Below are 16,691 nucleotides of genomic sequence, written 5' to 3' on the forward strand. Positions count from 1 at the left end.
CGTCGGCTGGCCCCGACGCGCACGCAGCGAGTCGAGAGCCTCGGCAAGGATGGCTACGGGTTGCGGCAGATCGCTCCTCCCGGTGGGCCGGCAGGGCCGATGATCGGCTCGCGGGGGTTCTGGCACGGTTTCATGCTCTCGCCGAAGGTGGCGGACTCGCCGAACTTCCTCGCCGCGCTGCAGTTCCTCGACTGGCTGTACTACAACCCCGAGGCGCGCGAGATGCTGCGGTGGGGCATCGAGGGCGAGACCTACACGAAGGAGGGTGAGGAGTACACGTTGACTCCCGACGTCTCGGCCGATCTGTGGAACCTCAACACCGACGCCCCGCTCGACCTGCAGAAGGACCTCGGGTTCTCGACCTTCCTGAGCGATGCCACAGAATCGCGCGCGATCAAGGAGTCGTATTACACCGAGGCGACGATCGAGTACATGGATGACGTGCTCGCCAACCGCACCCCGCGTGAGCCGAACCCGCCGGCGCCACTGGACGAGATGGAGCTCGAGCAGGCCGCGATCATGCAGACCCCGCTCAAGGACACGGTTGACCAGGCCACGCTGCAGTTCATCCTCGGGCAGCGTGACCTCAGCGAGTGGGACGCCTACGTGGCCGAGGTGGAGGCTCAGGGGCTGCAGCAATACGTCGACCTCGTCATCGGTGCGCGCGAGCGCTTCGTCGAGGCCAACGGCTGAGGCGTGGAGAAGTACGGATACCTGCTCGTCCACTTCGTCGAGGACCAGGCCGGCCACGCGGAGAAGGTGTACTACTCGCTCAGTGTGGGCGACGACCCGCTGCGGTGGCGGCGGCTTGCCGGCGGCCCGGTGCTGGAGTCGACCACAGGCACGACGGGTATCCGTGACCCGCACGTCGTGCGCGGTCCTGACCGGTTCTACCTGGTGGCGACCGACCTGCGGGTGTGGCGGCCCGAAGGTCCGGACTGGTTCGCCTACCGCCACCGCGGTAGCCGCGACATCCTCGTCTGGGAGTCGACCGACCTGCTCGCCTGGTCGGAGCCACGATTCCTCCGGGTCGCGCCGGAGGGTGCCGGGATGGCGTGGGCACCGGAGTCGATCTACGACCCGGAGTCTGGCGACTACCTGGTGTTCTGGTCGTCGGGTCTGGAGGACGACGGCGACCCGAGCCTCGGCACCACCGGCCCCAGTCGGATCATGGTCGCCCGCACCCGTGACTTCGTGACGATCGGAGAGCCGCAGACGTACCTCGAGCTCCCGGTCGGCGTGATCGACCAGACGATCCACGTCACGCCGACCGGGGCGCATCGGTTCGCCAAGCACGACGACGCCGCACCCGACTCGATGCAGGTGTTCCATCAGCGCGGCTCTGCGGTGCTCGAGGACGACTTCCGCACGCTCGCGAGCCGCGTGGGCCAGCAGCTCGCAGATCACCTCGAGGGCCCGTTGGTGTTCAAGCACCACCACGAGGACCGCTGGTACCTGTGGCTCGATCGCTACGCGGCGCAGCCGCAGGGCTACCTCGCGTTCACCACCACCGACCTCGACTCGGGCACATGGACCCACGTGCCCGAGCTCGAGGTGCCGGAGTACACCAAGCACGGCGTGGTGGTGCCGCTGCGCCGCCACGAGTACGACGCGATCCAGGAGCGCTTCCGGAGCTGAACCAGCACGCTACGGTCGGGGGCATGCAGCAGCAACGGCGCACCGGCCTCGCGATCACCGCCGGCGTGGTCGTCGCAGTCCTCTGGCACGGGACCACCGAGGTGTCGAACGGGCTGCTCAATGCGGGCCACGTGCCGCCGCTGTTCTTCCCCGGCGGATCCTCGTTCCCGTTGGCGGTGCTGCCTGCTCTCACCCCCGACGGCGGGCTGTGGCTGCTCGGGGCGGTGCTCTCGTTCGTGCTCGTCGGCGTGGCAGTGGCGCTCGGCATACGCGCGGTGCTCCGGCCGGGGTTCGACGGGCTGCGTTCGTTCCTAGCGATCTGGATGGTGGTGGTCCTGGCAGCGCTGCTAACCCCGCTGCTGACGCTGCCGCTCCTGGCGCACTACGACGGCGGGATGTTGCCGTCCAACGCCGTCTTCCGCGGGGCGTACTGGGGTGTGCTGGTCGGCTGGGTCGCCGCTGCGCTGGTCGCGCTCGGCTCGCGACGGGCGCCGGGATGACGGCGCCGCGGCTGGTTGCCACCGACCTCGACGGCACGCTGGTGCGTTCCGACGGCACGGTGTCGGGGTGGACCCGGGCGGTGCTCGCGGCCCTCGATGCGCGCGATGTGCCGGTGCTGTTCGTCACCGCTCGACCGCTGCGGTGGATGGAGCACCTGTGGCCGATCGTCGGCGGTCACGGCATGGCGATCGTGAGCAACGGCGCCATCTGGTTCGACGTCGCCACCCGCAGCGTGCGGCACCTGTGGGGGATCGAGGCGGAGGTCGGCCTCCGGTTGACCGACGTGATCGCCGCGGCCGTGCCGGAGGCGACGTTCGCCCTCGAGACCGAGACCGGCATCCGCTACGACCCTCACTTCGTCGACGAGTGGGATCCGCGGCCCGACTGCCCGCGCGGACCGCTCGCGGACATCTGGACTGACCCGGTCGTCAAGCTGCTCGTGACCGCACCGGGCCTGGATGCGGACCATCTCAGGAAGGCGACGGTCAGCGCCGTCGGTGATCGCGCCGTCGTGACCTGGACCGGGCCCGACCTCATCGAGATCAGCGCGGCCGGCATCACGAAAGCCGCGACGCTCGCGCGGGTGGCGAGCGAGCTCGGGGTCGAGAGGGCCGATGTGGCCGCCTTCGGCGACATGCCCAACGACATCCCGATGATCACGTGGGCGGGTACCGGCTACGCCATGGCCAACGCGGATCCGGCACTGCTCGAGGTCGCCGACCACGTGGCGCCCGACCACGACGACGACGGCGTCGCGCGCGTTCTCGCCGAGCTGTTCGATCTTGACGTGGTCTGCTCAGGCGAGCAGCCGCTCGAGGCCCTCGACGGTGGTGACCGGTAGGTCGCACACGTGGCCGCGGCACACGTAGGCCGTGGCGGTCCCGGCCACGACCGGGCGGGCGGTCAGCAGCGGGATGCCGGAATCCGGCACTCCCGTGACCACCACGCTGCCCGCCGGGGCCATTCGCCAGGCGGCGCGGGTCAGTGGCCCACCCGCCTGCTCGCCGACGATCGCCACCTCGACCGGGTGTCGCTGCGCGTGCTCGGCGACCGCATCGGCCAGCGCCCAGCCGGCGGCACGGGGAGCCTGGGCGACATACGCCGCAACCGTGGCGGCGAGGGCGTCAGCGCGCTCGCGCCACCGATCCTCGCCGCTGAGCCGGTAGGCGATCCGGGAGGCGCGGAGCATCGCCGTGGTCCCGCTCGGGGTGGCGTTCTCACCCACGTTGCGCGGGCGGCGCACCAGTGACTCCGCGTGGTTGGGGGTGTCGTACAGGCTCCCGTCATCGGCGGCGAAGTCGCGTTCGAGCGTCTCCAGCAGCGCCAGTGCCCGCGTGAGCCAGATCTGCTCTCCGGTCGCGCACGCGAGCGAGAGCAACCCGAGCGCCACCCCGGCGTAGTCCTCCGCTACCCCGGGCGCGGCGGAGGCGACGCCATCGCGCGAGGTCCGCCGCAACCGGTCGGCGTCGAGATGGATCTCGAGCACCGAGGTGGCCGCACGCTGGGCGAGTCGGAGCCACTCGGGGCGACCCAGCAGCATCGCGGCGTCGGACAGGGCGGCGATCGCCCAGCCGTTCCATGCCGCGACCACCTTGTCGTCACGTGCCGGTGCCGGTCTGCGGGAGCGTGCGGCGCGCAGGCCGTCGCGCACGCCGTCGAACCAGTCCCGGTCCTCCGGGTCGCTGCTCAGCTGCAAGGTCGAAGTGCCGTGCTCGAACGTCCCGGCCGCGTCGACGCCGAGCAGCTGCGCGGCGTGGTCGCCGTCGGCCGTGCCCAGCACGTCGGTGAGCTGTTCGGGCGTCCACACGTAGGCGGCGCCCTCGCGGAGCGCGCCCTGGGCGTCGAGGCTGTCGGCATCGAGCGAGGAGGCGAAGGCGCCCTGCTCGGTGAGGAGGTCGGCCGCGAGCCACTCGACCGTCTGTGCCGCCACCCGCTCGAACAGCTCGGCGAGCGGTTCACCGCGGCGCCGCGCCTCGACCGCGCCGCGCGCGTAGGCACCGAGCAGCAGCGCGTTGTCGTACAGCATCTTCTCGAAGTGGGGGATCGCCCAGGCACGGTCGGTCGCGTAGCGGGCGAACCCGCCGGCAAGCTGGTCGTGGATGCCGCCGCGTGCCATCCGTTCCACGGTCAGCGCGGCGACGCGCCAGGCCTCGTCGGCGAGGCGTCCGTCGCCTTGTGAGGCGCGCGCCACGAGTGCATCGAGAATGCTCGACGGTGGGAACTTGGGTGCGCCTCCGAACCCGCCGTGGGCCTCGTCCGCCTGGGCGACGAGCGAGCCGATCGCCTGGTCCACGTCCGCGGCGGTCAGCGTTCCGGGCGCCGGTGGTTGGCCGCGCGCTTCGATCTCGCGGGTCAGCTGCACGCTGCCGGCGAGCACCTGCTCACGGCGGTGCTCCCAGGCGTCGGTGACAGCGTCGAGCACCTGCCGGAACGAGGGCATGCCTGGGCGTGCGGTCGGCGGGAAGTAGGTGCCGGCGTGGAAGGCGTGGCCCTCCGGCGTCAGCCATACCGACATCGGCCAGCCACCCTGCCCGGTGAGCGCCATCGTCACGTCCATGTAGATCGCATCGACATCCGGCCGCTCCTCCCGGTCCACCTTGACCGAGACGAAGCGCTGATCGAGCGCCTCGCCGATCGCCGGGTCCTCGAACGACTCGTGCGCCATCACGTGGCACCAGTGGCACGCGGCGTACCCGACGCTCAGGAAGACCGGGACATCACGCCGTCGAGCCTCCTCGAACGCCGCCTCACCCCACTCGAACCAGGCCACCGGGTTGTCGGCGTGCTGGAGCAAGTAGGGAGAGAAGCTGTGCGCGAGCCGATTCGTCATGCTGGACCACTCCTGTCGCTCTGGTCCCAGTATCCGACCTCACGCGCTCGGTAGCGGTGTGTGAGGTCCCGCTCCCGCGCGGGGCCGGTGACCTGGGTCCCACCGGGGCGCCCCGGTGGGAGCAGGGTCACCGCCGCGGGGCTGGGGTGGGAGCAGGGTCACCGCCCCTGTCAGCCTGCCGTCACGATCTCGAGCACGGCGGCGCCGTAGCGCTCGAGCTTGGCCTCGCCGATACCCGAGACCCCGCGCAGCTCGTCCGCGTTCGTGGGGCGGGCGGAGGCGAGGCCGGCGAGAGTGGCGTCGGAGAAGACCACGTAGGCCGGTACGCCCTGCTCCTTGGCGGTCTCGGCGCGCCAGGCTCGCAGCCGCGTGAACAGTTCCTGCTGCGCCTCGTCGAGGTCGACCGGGGCAGCCTTGGCCTTGCGTGCGCTGCGGGCACGGACGCGTTCCTGCTCGTGCCGTAGCAGCACAGTCCGATCGCCCGAGAGCACGTCGCCCGCGGCCGGGGTGATCGCCAGCACGCCGTACTCGCCACGGACCGCGAGGAAGCCTTGGGCGAGCAGCTGGCGCACCACGCCGCGCCAGGCCACCTCGGACAGCTCCTCGCCGATCCCGTAGGTACTGAGGCTGGTGTGGCCGGACCGGCGGATCCGCTCGGTGTCCTTGCCGAGCAGGATGTCGACGAGGTGCCCGGCACCGTACGCCTGGTTCCGCTCGCGCTCCAGCCGCACGATCGTGGACAGCAGCTTCTGCGCGGGCACGGTGCCGTCGAAGGTCTCGGGCGGGGCGAGACAGGTGTCGCAGTTGCCGCACGGCTCGCTTCGCTCGTCGAAGTAGGCGAGCAGCTGCTGACGGCGGCACTGCACGGTCTCGCACAGCGCGAGCATCGCGTCCAGGTGCAGCGACTGGGCACGCTTGCGCTGTCGGTCACCCTCGCCGTCGGCGATCATGCGCCGCTGCTGCACCACGTCCTGCAGCCCGTACGCGAGCCACGCGACCGAGGGCAGCCCGTCACGTCCCGCGCGCCCGGTCTCCTGGTAGTAGCCCTCGACCGACTTGGGGAGGTCGAGGTGCGCCACGAACCTCACGTCCGGCTTGTCGATCCCCATCCCGAACGCGATCGTGGCGACCATCACCACGCCGTCCTCGCGCAGGAACCTCGCCTGGTTCCGTGAGCGAGTCCCGGCGTCGAGACCCGCGTGGTAGGGGAGGGCCGGGATCCCCTGCGCGGTGAGCCACTCCGCCGTCTTCTCCACCGATGCCCGGCTCAGGCAGTAGACGATTCCCGCCTCGCCCGGATGCTCGTCGCGGATCAGTTGCAGGAGCCCGGCCCGGGCGTCCTGCTTGGGCACGATGCGGTACTGGATGTTGGGTCGGTCGAAGCTGGAGACGAACAGCCGGGCGTCGGTGAGCGCCAGCCGCTCGGCGATCTCGCGTCGGGTCTCGGCGGTGGCCGTGGCCGTGAGCGCGATCCGTGGGACCTGCGGCCATCGGTCGTGGATGAGTGAGAGCCCGAGGTAGTCGGGGCGGAAGTCGTGCCCCCACTGGCTCACGCAGTGCGCCTCGTCGATCGCGAACAGCGAGATCGTGGCACGGTCGAGCAGATCGGCGGCGGCGGCGAGACGCTCGGGCGCCAGGTAGAGCAGGTCGAGCTCGCCGGCGAGCAGCGCCCGCTCCACCTCGCGCCGTTCGTCCGGTGCCTGGGTCGAGTTGAGGTAGGAGGCACGTACGCCGAGCAGCCGCAGCGCGTCGACCTGGTCGTGCATGAGCGCGATCAGTGGGCTGATCACCACGGCGGTGCCGCTGCGCACCAGTGCCGGGACCTGGTAGCACAGACTCTTGCCGCCGCCCGTGGGCATCAGCACGATCGCGTCACGGCCGGCGATCACGGTGTCGATGATGTCGGCCTGCTCACCCCGGAACGCGTCATAGCCCCAGATCGACTGCAGCGCCTGCACCGCGCTCGCAGGTCGTTCGCCTGCCGCGTCGGTCGCTGGGGGTCCCCACTCCGGCTCGCTCACGTGACCACCTTAGGGAAATCACTGACCACCTCGGTCCTGCTGCGCGATGCCCAGGTAGCCATCGGGGAATGACCGACGGCGCCCGGTGGTTCCCTGGCACATGAGCAGTGACCTCACCGACGAGCAGCGTCGGCTCCTCGACCTCCCGATCTACGCGGTGCTGGGGACCGTCCGCCCCGACGGCACGCCGCAGGCCAACCCCATGTGGTTCGCGTTCGACGGCGAGCACATCCGCTTCACGCACAAGCGCAATCGGGCGAAGTTCCGCAACCTGCAGGCGAATCCGGCGATGTCGCTCGCGCTGATGGACCCGGAGAACCCGGTGCACTACATCGAGGTGCGTGGCCGCCTGGTCGAGGTCATCGACGACCCGACCGGCGGGTTCTACGTGGAGCTCCAGAACCGGTACGGCGACCCGAGCAGCGAGCCGCCGCCTGACGCGGCCGAGCGGGTGATCCTCGTCATGAGTGTGGAGAAGCTCTCCGGGCAGTGAGCGGGCGGGTCACCTCGCGCAAGTACGCTGCTTTGGTGACCTCAGCGCCCCCCGGACCCGACGCTGCGGCCGAGGCGCATCGGTGGCGGGCCTTTGCCGTGGCGGTCACGGTGGCCTCGATCACCATCCTCGACCTGACGAAGGTCAACGTCGCGCTCCCCGCGATCGAGACGGCGCTCGGTGCAGGGTCGACCGACCTGCAGCTGGTGGTGTCGGGGTACGTGCTCACCTTCGGGCTCACCCTCGTGCCCCTGGGCAGGCTGGGCGACCAGCGCTCCCGCCGCACGCTGTTCCTCGTGGGTCTCGCGCTGTTCACGCTCACGAGCCTGATCTGCGCCCTGGCCACCACGAGCACGATGCTGCTGATCGGCCGACTGCTCCAGGGCGTCGCCGCCGGGGTGCAGATGCCGCAGGTGCTGGGGCTCGTCCAGCAGCTCTTCACCGGCGCCGAGCGCGGCCGCGCGTTTGGCGTGTTCGGTGCCGTCATCGGGATCTCGACGGCGTTCGGCCCCACCCTCGGTGGGCTCCTGATCGCGCTCGGCGGTGAGCAGGATGGGTGGCGGCTCATCTTCTGGCTGAACGTCCCGCTCGCACTCGCGGCGATGGTCCTCGCGATGCGGCTGCTGCCGCGGCAGCAACCGCAGGCCGCTCGAGAACGGCTACAGCTCGACCCGATCGGGGTGCTGCTGTTCGGACTCACGGTGCTGGCGCTGTTGATCCCGTTCCTGCTGACCACCGGCAGCCCGTCCGACGATCCTCGCCGGTGGTGGTCGCTCGTCGCTGCCGCCGTCTGTGGGTTCGCGTTCGCGGCGTGGGAGCGGCACTACGCCCTGACCGGTCGCATCCCACTGATCCCGTTCCGGCTGCTGCGCATCGGCAGCTTCCGCAACGGCACGCTGCTCGCGGCGGCCTTCTTCGCGGCCATGCCGTCGATCTTCCTGTTGACCACGTTGTACCTGCAGCATGGCCTCGGACTCGAGCCTGTCTACGCAGGCATGGTGACGATCGGGTTCGCGCTCGCGAGCGCGCTGACCTCCTGGTACGGCGGCATCCTCGTCAACCGGTTGGGGCGCGTGCTGGTGATCGGCGGGCTCGTCACACTCTCCCTCGCCGTTCTGGCGCTCGCGCTGGTGGCACGGTGGGTGAGCGCCGATGCCACACCGTTCGTCATGGCCGGCGTCATGCTGGTGGCGGGCCTGGGCGGTGGCGTGGTGATCTCGCCCAACCAGACACTGACGCTCGCCGACGTGCCGGTTCACGACGGTGGGCTCGCCGGTTCGATGGGCCAGCTGGGTCAACGCATCGGTACGGCGATCGGTACGGCGATCGCGCTGTCGCTGTTCTACGCGACGGTGTTCGCGGCCGCCGGGGGCGAGGCGGACGAGGTGGTCTACCGCGACGCCTACGACCACGCGATGATCGCGGTCGGAGCCTTCCTGCTGCTCGCCCTCGGAGCCGGCCTGTGGGACCTGCGCGGACGTCGCGCGGCTCGATCCACCCAGGTGTAGCCCGGTACAGGGGCGTCGGCCGAGGTGCTCATTCGCGGCGCGGCACGCACACCCAGGTGAGCGGCCTCGTCGGCAGCGGCGATCAGCCGCTGACGTCACAGTGCGATCGTGCCTCACGCGTGCCACCTGGTGGTGGGTCACAACGCGTGACACCGCGCCTCACTAGACTCACGGCCCGTGACCTTGCCGCTGCGCCCTGACCTCGTGGGCCTGGAGCCGTACGGGGCGCCTCAGCTCGACGTGCCGCACCTGCTCAACGTCAACGAGAACCCGTACTCGCCGCCTGACGTGGTGATCAAGGAGATCGGCGAAGCCGTGCACGCGGCAGGCGGCGCGCTCAACCGCTACCCGGACCGCGACTTCGCCGCGCTCCGCGCCGACCTCGCTGCCTATCTCGAGCGAGAGTCGCACGTCACGGGCCTGGAGGTCGCCAACATCTGGGCCGCCAACGGGTCCAACGAGGTGATGTTGCACCTGCACCAGGCGTTCGGGGGGCCTGGGCGCACCTCCCTGGGTTTCGCGCCTACCTACTCGATGTACCCCGAGTATGCGCGGGACACGCTCACGGACTGGCACGCGGCGCCCCGCGCCGCGGACTTCTCGATCGACCCCGAGGTTGCGGTGGCCGAGATCGAGCGGGTGCGCCCCGCCGTCGTCCTTGTCGCGAGTCCCAACAACCCGACCGGCACCGCGGTGCCGATCGACGTCGTCGAGCGCCTGGCCGAGGCGACCCGTGAGAGCGGACCCGACGGGGCGTCGTCGGTCCTCGTCATCGACGAGGCCTACGCCGAGTTCCGTCGCGAGGGCACCGCGAGTGCGCTGACGCTGCTCGCGCGCTACCCGCACCTGGCCGTGAGCCGCACGATGTCCAAGGCGTTCGCGTTCGCGGGCACGCGGCTCGGCTACCTCGCTGCGGCGCCCGAGCTGGTCGATGCGCTGCGGGTGGTGCGGCTGCCGTACCACCTGTCCGCCGTGACCCAGGCGGTCGCACGTGCGGCGCTCGCGCACGCCGATCTGTTGCAGGAGCAGGTCGCCCAGATTCGTGCCGACCGTGACGCGTGCCTGAGCTGGCTGCGGGAGCGCGGATTCACCGCTGTGGACTCCGACGCGAACTTCGTGCTGTTCGGACTGTTCGAGGACCGGCACGCAATCTGGCAAGGGCTGCTCGATCGAGGTGTCCTGATACGGGAGACTGGACCCGAGCAGTACCTGCGGGTGAGCATCGGCACACCCGAGGAGATGACCGCGTTCCGGAACGCGTTGACGGAGGTGACCGGGCAGTGACAAGCCAGCCGGACGAGACCGACAAGTCCGCCCTCAGCACGATCGAGGAGCCGCAGCACCGGACCGGGCGGGTCGAGCGTTCCACGAGCGAGTCGACCGTGCTGGTGGAGCTGAACCTCGACGGCACGGGCCGGACCGAGATCAGCACCACCGTGCCGTTCTACGACCACATGCTCACCGCGCTCGGCAAGCACTCGCTCATCGACCTCACCGTCCGTGCGAGCGGCGACACCGACATCGACGCCCACCACACGGTGGAGGACGTGGCGATCTGCCTCGGGCAGGCGTTGCGGGAGGCGCTTGGTGACAAGGCCGGCATCTCCCGGTTCGGCGACGCCCTGGTGCCGTTGGACGAGGCGCTCGCGCAAGCCGTGGTCGATGTCTCCGGGCGCCCTTACCTCGTGCACTCGGGCGAGCCCGAGGGGCAGGAGTACCACCTGATTGGCGGGCACTTCACCGGGTCGCTGACCCGGCACGTGCTCGAGTCGATCGCGCACCACGCGGGCATCTGCCTGCACGTGCGACTGCTCGCGGGCCGCGACCCGCACCACATCGTGGAGGCGCAGTTCAAGGCCCTCGCGCGTGCGCTGCGATTCGCGGTCGCGCGTGACCCCCGCGTCGTGGGGGTGCCCTCCACCAAGGGCGCGCTGTGACCGTGCCGCCCGAGGACCGTCCCGAGCAGCCCGAAGAGGATCTGCCGGAGCTGCCCGAGCTGGGGGAGGACTTCGACTTCGACGCCGAGTTCGCGAAGGCGTTCGGGTCCGAACCGGATTCCAGCGAGGCCCCGGCCACACGGCCGAAGTCACTGGTCGCGGTGGTGCTGACGCCCGTCTCGTCCGCGCCCGCACTGGCCGGACTGTGCGCGATGGCAGGCATCGATGCGCACGTGGTGCCCACCTCGCGCGGAGCGCTTGCCGTGCGCGTGATCGAGCGTGACCCCGCGTCCGACGACTCGCTCGCGGAGCTGCTGGGAGAGGCGCCCGAGATCGCCATGACGATGGCCGGGACGCTGTCGCGCACCAGCCGCTACGGCGCCGTGCTGCTGGTCTCACGCCTCGGCGAGGGTGACGAAGGGCTGGTCGGCACGATCGCCGCCAGCCAGTGGAACAACGGTGAGCGCACCGAGGACGTCGTGTCCTCGGGCCTTGTGCTGGCCCAGTCCGACGACGTGGTGGAGCAGCTCCTGTTCGGAACCCTGGAGCCGGATGCGGCCGACGGCGCCGTGGCGCCAGGCACGCTGGCGCCGTGGCAGGCGCGCCGGCTGTTCCGCAAGACGCAGCGGAAGCGGCGCCCGTGACCGGGCCGAGCGTGGTCGTCCTCGACTACGGGTCCGGCAACGTCCGCTCCGCGGTGCGCGCCCTGGAGCGTGTGGGTGCCGAGGTTGAGCTGACCGCTGACCCGGGTGCTGTGGCCGATGCCGACGGGCTGGTGGTCCCCGGTGTGGGCGCTTTCGCGCACGTGATGCAGGCGCTGCAGGCGGTCGGCGCGCCGCGCCTGATCGAGCGGCGCCTCGCGGGCGGCCGCGCGGTGCTCGGGATCTGCGTCGGGCATCAGGTGATGTTCTCCTCCGGCGTGGAGCACGGCACCGAGGTCGAAGGACTCGACCAGTGGTCCGGGCTCGTCGAGCGGCTGGACGCTCCGGTGGTTCCACACATGGGGTGGGCCGAGGTCGAGCCGGCTCGCGACTCGGTGCTGTTCGACGGCGTGGCGCAGGAGCGGTTCTACTTCGTGCACTCGTACGCAGCGCGTACCGCGCCGGAGTACGTGCGGACCACCTGGGCGACACACGGCGAGACCCGGTTCGTGGCCGCTGTCGAGAACGGACCGTTGTCCGCCACCCAGTTCCACCACGAGAAGTCCGGCGACGCCGGCGCCCAGTTGCTCAGCAACTGGCTCGGCACCCTGTAAGCGTTTCTGAGAGGACCACCGTGACCCGACTCGAGCTTCTGCCTGCCGTGGACGTCGCCGATGGCCAGGCCGTGCGCCTGGTGCAGGGCGAGGCCGGATCGGAGACCCGCTACGGGTCGCCGGTCGACGCGGCGCTGGCGTGGCAGCGCGACGGCGCCGAGTGGATCCACCTCGTGGACCTCGACGCCGCGTTCGGGCGCGGGAGCAACGCCACGCTCCTGGCTGAGGTGGTCGGCCTGCTCGACGTCGATGTCGAGCTCTCTGGCGGGATCCGTGACGACGAGTCGCTCGAGCGGGCGCTGGCGACCGGATGCCGCCGCGTCAATCTCGGCACCGCGGCGCTCGAGAACCCGGAGTGGACCGCCACGGCGATCGCCCGCCACGGCGACCGCATCGCCGTCGGACTGGACGTGCGGGGCACCACGCTGGCCGCCCGTGGGTGGACGAAGGAAGGCGGCGACCTGTGGGAGACGCTCGCCCGCCTCGACGCCGACGGCTGTGCCCGCTATGTCGTCACCGACGTGACCAAGGACGGCACGATGCGCGGACCCAACCTCGACCTGCTCCGGCAGATGTGCGAGGCCACGAGCAAGCCGGTGGTCGCGTCGGGCGGCATCTCGAGCCTCGGGGACATCGAGGCGCTGACCACGCTCGTCGAGGTCGGCGTCGAGGGTGCCATCGTGGGCAAGGCACTCTATGCGGGCGCGTTCACGTTGCCAGAGGCGCTGGACGTGGCCGGCCGCCCGTGAGCGGGGCGCACGGGCCGGCGGGCGAGGGCAGGGCGCTGCCGCCCACGTCGTTGTTCGCAGGCGACGACGGGTCGCCACCACCAGCGCTGGCCGCCGCCCTGGCGCTGGCTGGGCCCCAGGAGCGGCTCGAGGCGGTGGTCGAGGCGCTGCGCACCGAGCGGGTGCTCGTTCCGGTGGTGGCGCGGCTCGACGAGATGGACCAGCCCGGCGAGCACGGGATCGCGGGGGAGAAGAGTGCACACGCCGCGATGGTGACCGTCGCCGCCCCGGACGGCCGCGCTGTCATGCCGGTGTTCTCGAGCATGACAGCGATGCAGCGGTGGCGTGCTGAGGCGCGCCCGGTCCCGACCGAGGGGCGCCGCGCCGCGCTGGCCGCCGGGACCGAGGCCGACGGCGTGCTCGTGCTGGACCCCGGATCCGAGCACGCCGTGCAGGTGCCGCGCCCCGCGGTCCGGGCGATCGCGCTGGGCGAGCCGTGGCTGCCTGCGGTCCGTCACCCTGCCGTTCGCACGGAGGTGCACACGGTGCTGACCACGCTCGTGCCGGGCGTGCGGACCACGAAGATCGAGCCGGGTGGCCGCACCGAGATCGTGGTCGTCGCGTACCTGCAGCGCCACCCGACCGGGGTTCCTGACCCGGAGACGGCCGCCACGCTTCGCGCCTGTCGCGAGGCGCTCGCGACATCCCAGCTGATCGCCGATCTCGTCGACTCGGTCACGGTGCGACCCGCCATCACGCACTGACCGGCCCAGGACTATCGTCACGAGCATGAACCACGCACGGCTGGACGCCGCCGCTGTCGACGCCGCAGCCGACGCGCTTCGCCCGGTCGTGCGGCGCACTGAGCTGGAGCACAGCCCCCGGCTGAGCGACCTCGTCGGCGCGTCGGTCTCGCTCAAGCGCGAGAATCGCCAGATCACGCGCTCGTACAAGGTGCGCGGTGCCTATCACCTGATCAGCGGGCTCTCGGAGGACGAGCAGGCGCGCGGTGTGGTGTGCGCCAGTGCCGGCAACCATGGCCAGGGCCTCGCCTGGAGCTGTGCCCGGCTCGGGGTGCATGGCCGGGTGTTCGTGCCGACGACGACGCCGCGCCAGAAACGTCAGAGGATCCTCGCCCTGGGTGAGGGCAGGGTCGAGCTGGTCGTCGAGGGCAGGAGCTACGACGAGGCCGGCGCTGCGGCTCGTGCCGATGCGGACCGGACCGGGGCGGTGTTCGTGCCGCCGTTCGACGACGCGCGCGTGGTCGCCGGCCAGGGGACGATCGCTCCGGAGATCGACGAACAGGCGGGGGAGCGACTGCATACCGTGCTCGTCCCGGTCGGTGGCGGCGGTCTGATCGCCGGGCTTGCGCTGTGGCTGAAGGAGCGGCGCCCCGAGGTCCGGGTGGTCGGCGTCGAGCCGCGAGGCGCGGCCAGCATGACGGCGGCGCTCGCCGCCGGTGGGCCGGTTGCCCTGGCCGAGGTGGACACGTTCGTCGACGGCGCCGCCGTGGGCCGGGTGGGCGAGGTCCCGTTCCCGATCGTGCGGGACCTCGTGGACGAGGTCGTCACGGTCGACGCCGGCGCGATCTGCACCGAGATGCTCGACCTGTACCAGGTGGAGGGCATCGTGGCCGAGCCCGCGGGTGCGCTCGCGAGCGCCGCGGTTCGCTCCATGGCCGGGCAGTTCCCGGCTGACGCCGTGGTCGTGTGCCTGGTCTCCGGCGGCAACAACGATGTCAGCCGGTACGGCGAGATCCTCGAACGCTCGCTCATCCACCAGGGCCTGCGGCACTACTTCATGGTGACGTTCCCGCAGGAACCCGGAGCCCTCCGGCACTTCCTTGACGACGTGCTCGCCGAGGGCGAGGACATCGTGGTGTTCGACTACGTCAAGAAGAACAACCGCGAGACAGGCCCGGCACTCGTCGGCATCGAGCTCGACGACGCCGCGAAGCTTGCCGGCCTGCTCGAGCGCATGGAGCGCAGCCCGCTCCAGATCGAGCAGGTGCCACCCGGATCACCGTTGTTCAGTTTCCTGATGTGAAACCCTCGCGCTCTGCTATCATGGACGCTGACCGACTGGTCTGCCTCGCCGTGCAAACGGTACGGCGGATCAGGGTGCAAGCGGAGATCCCTCCCACCTCGGCCCGACTGACTTGCGTGAGCGAGACGACAGGGCCCGGGTCGACCGGTCCGAGATGGTGACGCACCTCCACAGGTGAGTCACGCCGTCGGCGGACCGACAGGGCCTCCGCGTGCACTCGCACCGGGGGCCTTCCTCGTGTGCGGCGGCAGACCACACGTTTCGACACGAGGAGTACCTATCAGCGAGCCACGCATCAACGAGCGCATCCGAGTTGCCGAGGTGCGCCTGGTCGGCCCCAACGGCGAGCAGGTCGGCATCGTCCGCGTCGAGGACGCGCTCCGTTTGGCTGCAGAGGCAGACCTCGACCTGGTCGAGGTCGCACCCGACGCGCGCCCGCCCGTCGCGAAGCTCATGGACTACGGCAAGTTCAAGTACGAGTCCGACATGAAGGCACGCGACGCCCGACGGAACCAGACGAACACGATCCTCAAGGAGATCCGGTTCCGGCTCAAGATCGACCCGCACGACTACGGCACCAAGAAGGGCCACGTCGAGCGGTTCCTCAAGGCCGGTGACAAGGTCAAGGTGATGATCATGTTCCGCGGCCGCGAGCAGTCCCGCCCCGAGATGGGCATGCGGCTGCTGCAGCGCCTCGCGGAAGACGTCGCCGAGCTGGGCCACGTCGAGTCCACCCCGCGTCTCGATGGCCGCAACATGACCATGGTGCTCGGACCGAACAAGAAGAAGGTCGACGTCCAGCGCGAGCAGAAGCGTCAGCCGAAGGAGCCGAAGGCGGAGCAGTCCGCCGAGGCCAGCTGATCCGGTCCCGGACACCACACCCGAGAAAGAACGAAGAGATGCCGAAGAACAAGACGAACTCTGGCGCCAAGAAGCGATTCCGCGTCACCGGTTCCGGAAAGATCATGAAGCAGCGCGCCCGCCACGTGCACAAGTTCCAGGAGCGCAGCTCCCGCCAGGCCCGCCGTCTCGTGAACGACACCCTGGTGAAGCCGTCCGACGTCAAGAACGTGAAGAAGCTGCTCGGCCTGTAACAGGCCCCTGCACGCACTCTTCCCCGAAGACCTGAAGCAAGGAGAACCACGTGGCACGCGTCAAGCGGGCAGTCAACGCCCAGAAGAAGCGCCGCACCACCCTCGAGCGCGCCAGCGGCTACCGCGGCCAGCGTTCGCGCCTGTACCGCAAGGCCAAGGAGCAGGTGACGCACTCGCTCACCTACGCCTACCGTGACCGCCGGGCCCGCAAGAGCGACTTCCGTCGTCTGTGGATCCAGCGCATCAACGCTGCGGCTCGCCAGAACGGCCTGACCTACAACCGTCTCATCCAGGGCCTGCGCCTCGCGGGTGTCGAGGTGGACCGTCGCGCGCTGGCCGAGATCGCCGTCAGCGACGAGGCCGCCTTCACGGCACTGGTCGAGGTGGCGAAGAACGCCCTCCCCGAGGACGTCAACGCCCCGGCTGCCTGAGCGCCGTCCAGCACCACACACGAAACGCCCGGTCCTGCAGGACCGGGCGTTTCGCATGCTCCGATCAGCAGAACCCCGGATCGGGCTGCCACGGGCCCGGGTAGAGCCGGGTGGCGACGGTCCAGTCGACCCAGTCGGCCGCGCCCGGGGAAGCGTTGTCGACCAGCACCGCCGAGGATCCGTTGTCGAGCTGGACGACGGCGGAGCTC

17 protein-coding genes and 1 pseudogene are annotated in these 16,691 nt (G+C 70.6%); 16 read left to right on the forward strand and 2 right to left on the reverse strand.

What is annotated here, in order from left to right:
- From ACOJSN_RS07785 to ACOJSN_RS07800, 4 genes and pseudogenes are all read left to right on the forward strand, one after another.
- Positions 1-693 (forward strand): annotated as a pseudogene (locus ACOJSN_RS07785) (sugar ABC transporter substrate-binding protein); the annotation flags it as partial.
- Positions 694-696: 3 nt separating this feature from the next.
- Positions 697-1,638 (forward strand): glycoside hydrolase family 43 protein, encoded by a 942-nt coding sequence (locus ACOJSN_RS07790; protein WP_420111935.1) that lies wholly within the window; start codon positions 697-699, stop codon positions 1,636-1,638.
- 23 nt (positions 1,639-1,661) lie between these two features.
- Entirely contained in the window at positions 1,662-2,138 is a 477-nt protein-coding gene (locus ACOJSN_RS07795; protein ID WP_420111936.1) for a hypothetical protein, read from the forward strand.
- Positions 2,135-2,980, forward strand: a complete 846-nt coding sequence (locus ACOJSN_RS07800; protein WP_420111937.1) for an HAD hydrolase family protein — start codon at positions 2,135-2,137, stop codon at positions 2,978-2,980. The genes ACOJSN_RS07795 and ACOJSN_RS07800 overlap by 4 nt, the downstream gene beginning before the upstream one ends.
- On the opposite strand, the gene ACOJSN_RS07805 is transcribed toward ACOJSN_RS07800, so the two are convergent.
- Together ACOJSN_RS07805 and recQ are read right to left on the reverse strand one after the other, a co-directional pair.
- Positions 2,936-4,969 (reverse strand): thioredoxin domain-containing protein, encoded by a 2,034-nt coding sequence (locus ACOJSN_RS07805; protein ID WP_420111938.1) that lies wholly within the window; start codon positions 4,967-4,969, stop codon positions 2,936-2,938. The two genes, ACOJSN_RS07800 and ACOJSN_RS07805, sit on opposite strands and share 45 nt — an antisense overlap.
- Before the next feature lie 170 nt (positions 4,970-5,139).
- On the reverse strand, positions 5,140-6,990 hold the full coding sequence (gene recQ / locus ACOJSN_RS07810) for a DNA helicase RecQ (RefSeq protein WP_420111939.1): 1,851 nt from the start codon (positions 6,988-6,990) through the stop codon (positions 5,140-5,142).
- A gap of 100 nt (positions 6,991-7,090) precedes the next feature.
- On the opposite strand from recQ, the gene ACOJSN_RS07815 reads away from it, so the two are divergent.
- The 12 genes from ACOJSN_RS07815 (at position 7,091) to rplT (ending at position 16,482) form a co-directional block, all read left to right on the forward strand.
- Positions 7,091-7,483, forward strand: a complete 393-nt coding sequence (locus ACOJSN_RS07815; protein WP_420111940.1) for a PPOX class F420-dependent oxidoreductase — start codon at positions 7,091-7,093, stop codon at positions 7,481-7,483.
- Between the two features lie 35 nt (positions 7,484-7,518).
- Positions 7,519-8,991 carry an MFS transporter gene (locus ACOJSN_RS07820; RefSeq protein ID WP_420111941.1) on the forward strand — a complete coding sequence of 491 codons (1,473 nt, stop codon included), beginning with the start codon at positions 7,519-7,521 and terminating at the stop codon, positions 8,989-8,991.
- Positions 8,992-9,168: 177 nt separating this feature from the next.
- The gene (locus ACOJSN_RS07825) at positions 9,169-10,275 is read left to right on the forward strand and encodes a histidinol-phosphate transaminase (RefSeq protein ID WP_420111942.1); all 1,107 of its coding nucleotides are present in this window, start codon (positions 9,169-9,171) and stop codon (positions 10,273-10,275) included.
- 41 nt (positions 10,276-10,316) lie between these two features.
- Positions 10,317-10,928, forward strand: coding sequence for an imidazoleglycerol-phosphate dehydratase HisB (hisB, locus tag ACOJSN_RS07830; RefSeq protein ID WP_420111951.1), 612 nt, complete (start codon positions 10,317-10,319; stop codon positions 10,926-10,928).
- The gene (locus ACOJSN_RS07835) at positions 10,925-11,572 is read left to right on the forward strand and encodes a hypothetical protein (RefSeq protein ID WP_420111943.1); all 648 of its coding nucleotides are present in this window, start codon (positions 10,925-10,927) and stop codon (positions 11,570-11,572) included. Before hisB ends, ACOJSN_RS07835 begins: the two co-directional genes overlap by 4 nt.
- Positions 11,569-12,183: an imidazole glycerol phosphate synthase subunit HisH gene (gene hisH, locus ACOJSN_RS07840; RefSeq protein ID WP_420111944.1), complete on the forward strand. Its 615-nt coding sequence runs from the start codon at positions 11,569-11,571 to the stop codon at positions 12,181-12,183. The genes ACOJSN_RS07835 and hisH overlap by 4 nt, the downstream gene beginning before the upstream one ends.
- 20 nt (positions 12,184-12,203) lie before the next feature.
- A complete protein-coding gene (gene priA / locus ACOJSN_RS07845; protein WP_420111945.1) occupies positions 12,204-12,932 on the forward strand; it encodes a bifunctional 1-(5-phosphoribosyl)-5-((5-phosphoribosylamino)methylideneamino)imidazole-4-carboxamide isomerase/phosphoribosylanthranilate isomerase PriA in 729 nt (242 codons plus the stop codon).
- A complete protein-coding gene (locus ACOJSN_RS07850) occupies positions 12,929-13,675 on the forward strand; it encodes an SseB family protein (RefSeq protein ID WP_420111946.1) in 747 nt (248 codons plus the stop codon). The genes priA and ACOJSN_RS07850 overlap by 4 nt, the downstream gene beginning before the upstream one ends.
- A gap of 25 nt (positions 13,676-13,700) precedes the next feature.
- Positions 13,701-14,957, forward strand: coding sequence for a threonine ammonia-lyase IlvA (gene ilvA, locus ACOJSN_RS07855; RefSeq protein ID WP_420111947.1), 1,257 nt, complete (start codon positions 13,701-13,703; stop codon positions 14,955-14,957).
- A 321-nt stretch (positions 14,958-15,278) separates the two neighbouring features.
- The gene (gene infC / locus ACOJSN_RS07860) at positions 15,279-15,818 is read left to right on the forward strand and encodes a translation initiation factor IF-3 (RefSeq protein ID WP_420111948.1); all 540 of its coding nucleotides are present in this window, start codon (positions 15,279-15,281) and stop codon (positions 15,816-15,818) included.
- Between the two features lie 38 nt (positions 15,819-15,856).
- Complete coding sequence (gene rpmI, locus ACOJSN_RS07865; RefSeq protein WP_420111949.1) at positions 15,857-16,051, forward strand: 50S ribosomal protein L35; 195 nt, start codon at positions 15,857-15,859, stop codon at positions 16,049-16,051.
- 50 nt (positions 16,052-16,101) lie between these two features.
- The gene (gene rplT, locus ACOJSN_RS07870) at positions 16,102-16,482 is read left to right on the forward strand and encodes a 50S ribosomal protein L20 (protein WP_420111950.1); all 381 of its coding nucleotides are present in this window, start codon (positions 16,102-16,104) and stop codon (positions 16,480-16,482) included.
- Positions 16,483-16,691 lie beyond the last annotated feature (209 nt).

Origin of the sequence: Pseudactinotalea sp. (assembly GCF_048594945.1) — a bacterium.
Classification (GTDB): domain Bacteria; phylum Actinomycetota; class Actinomycetes; order Actinomycetales; family Beutenbergiaceae; genus Pseudactinotalea.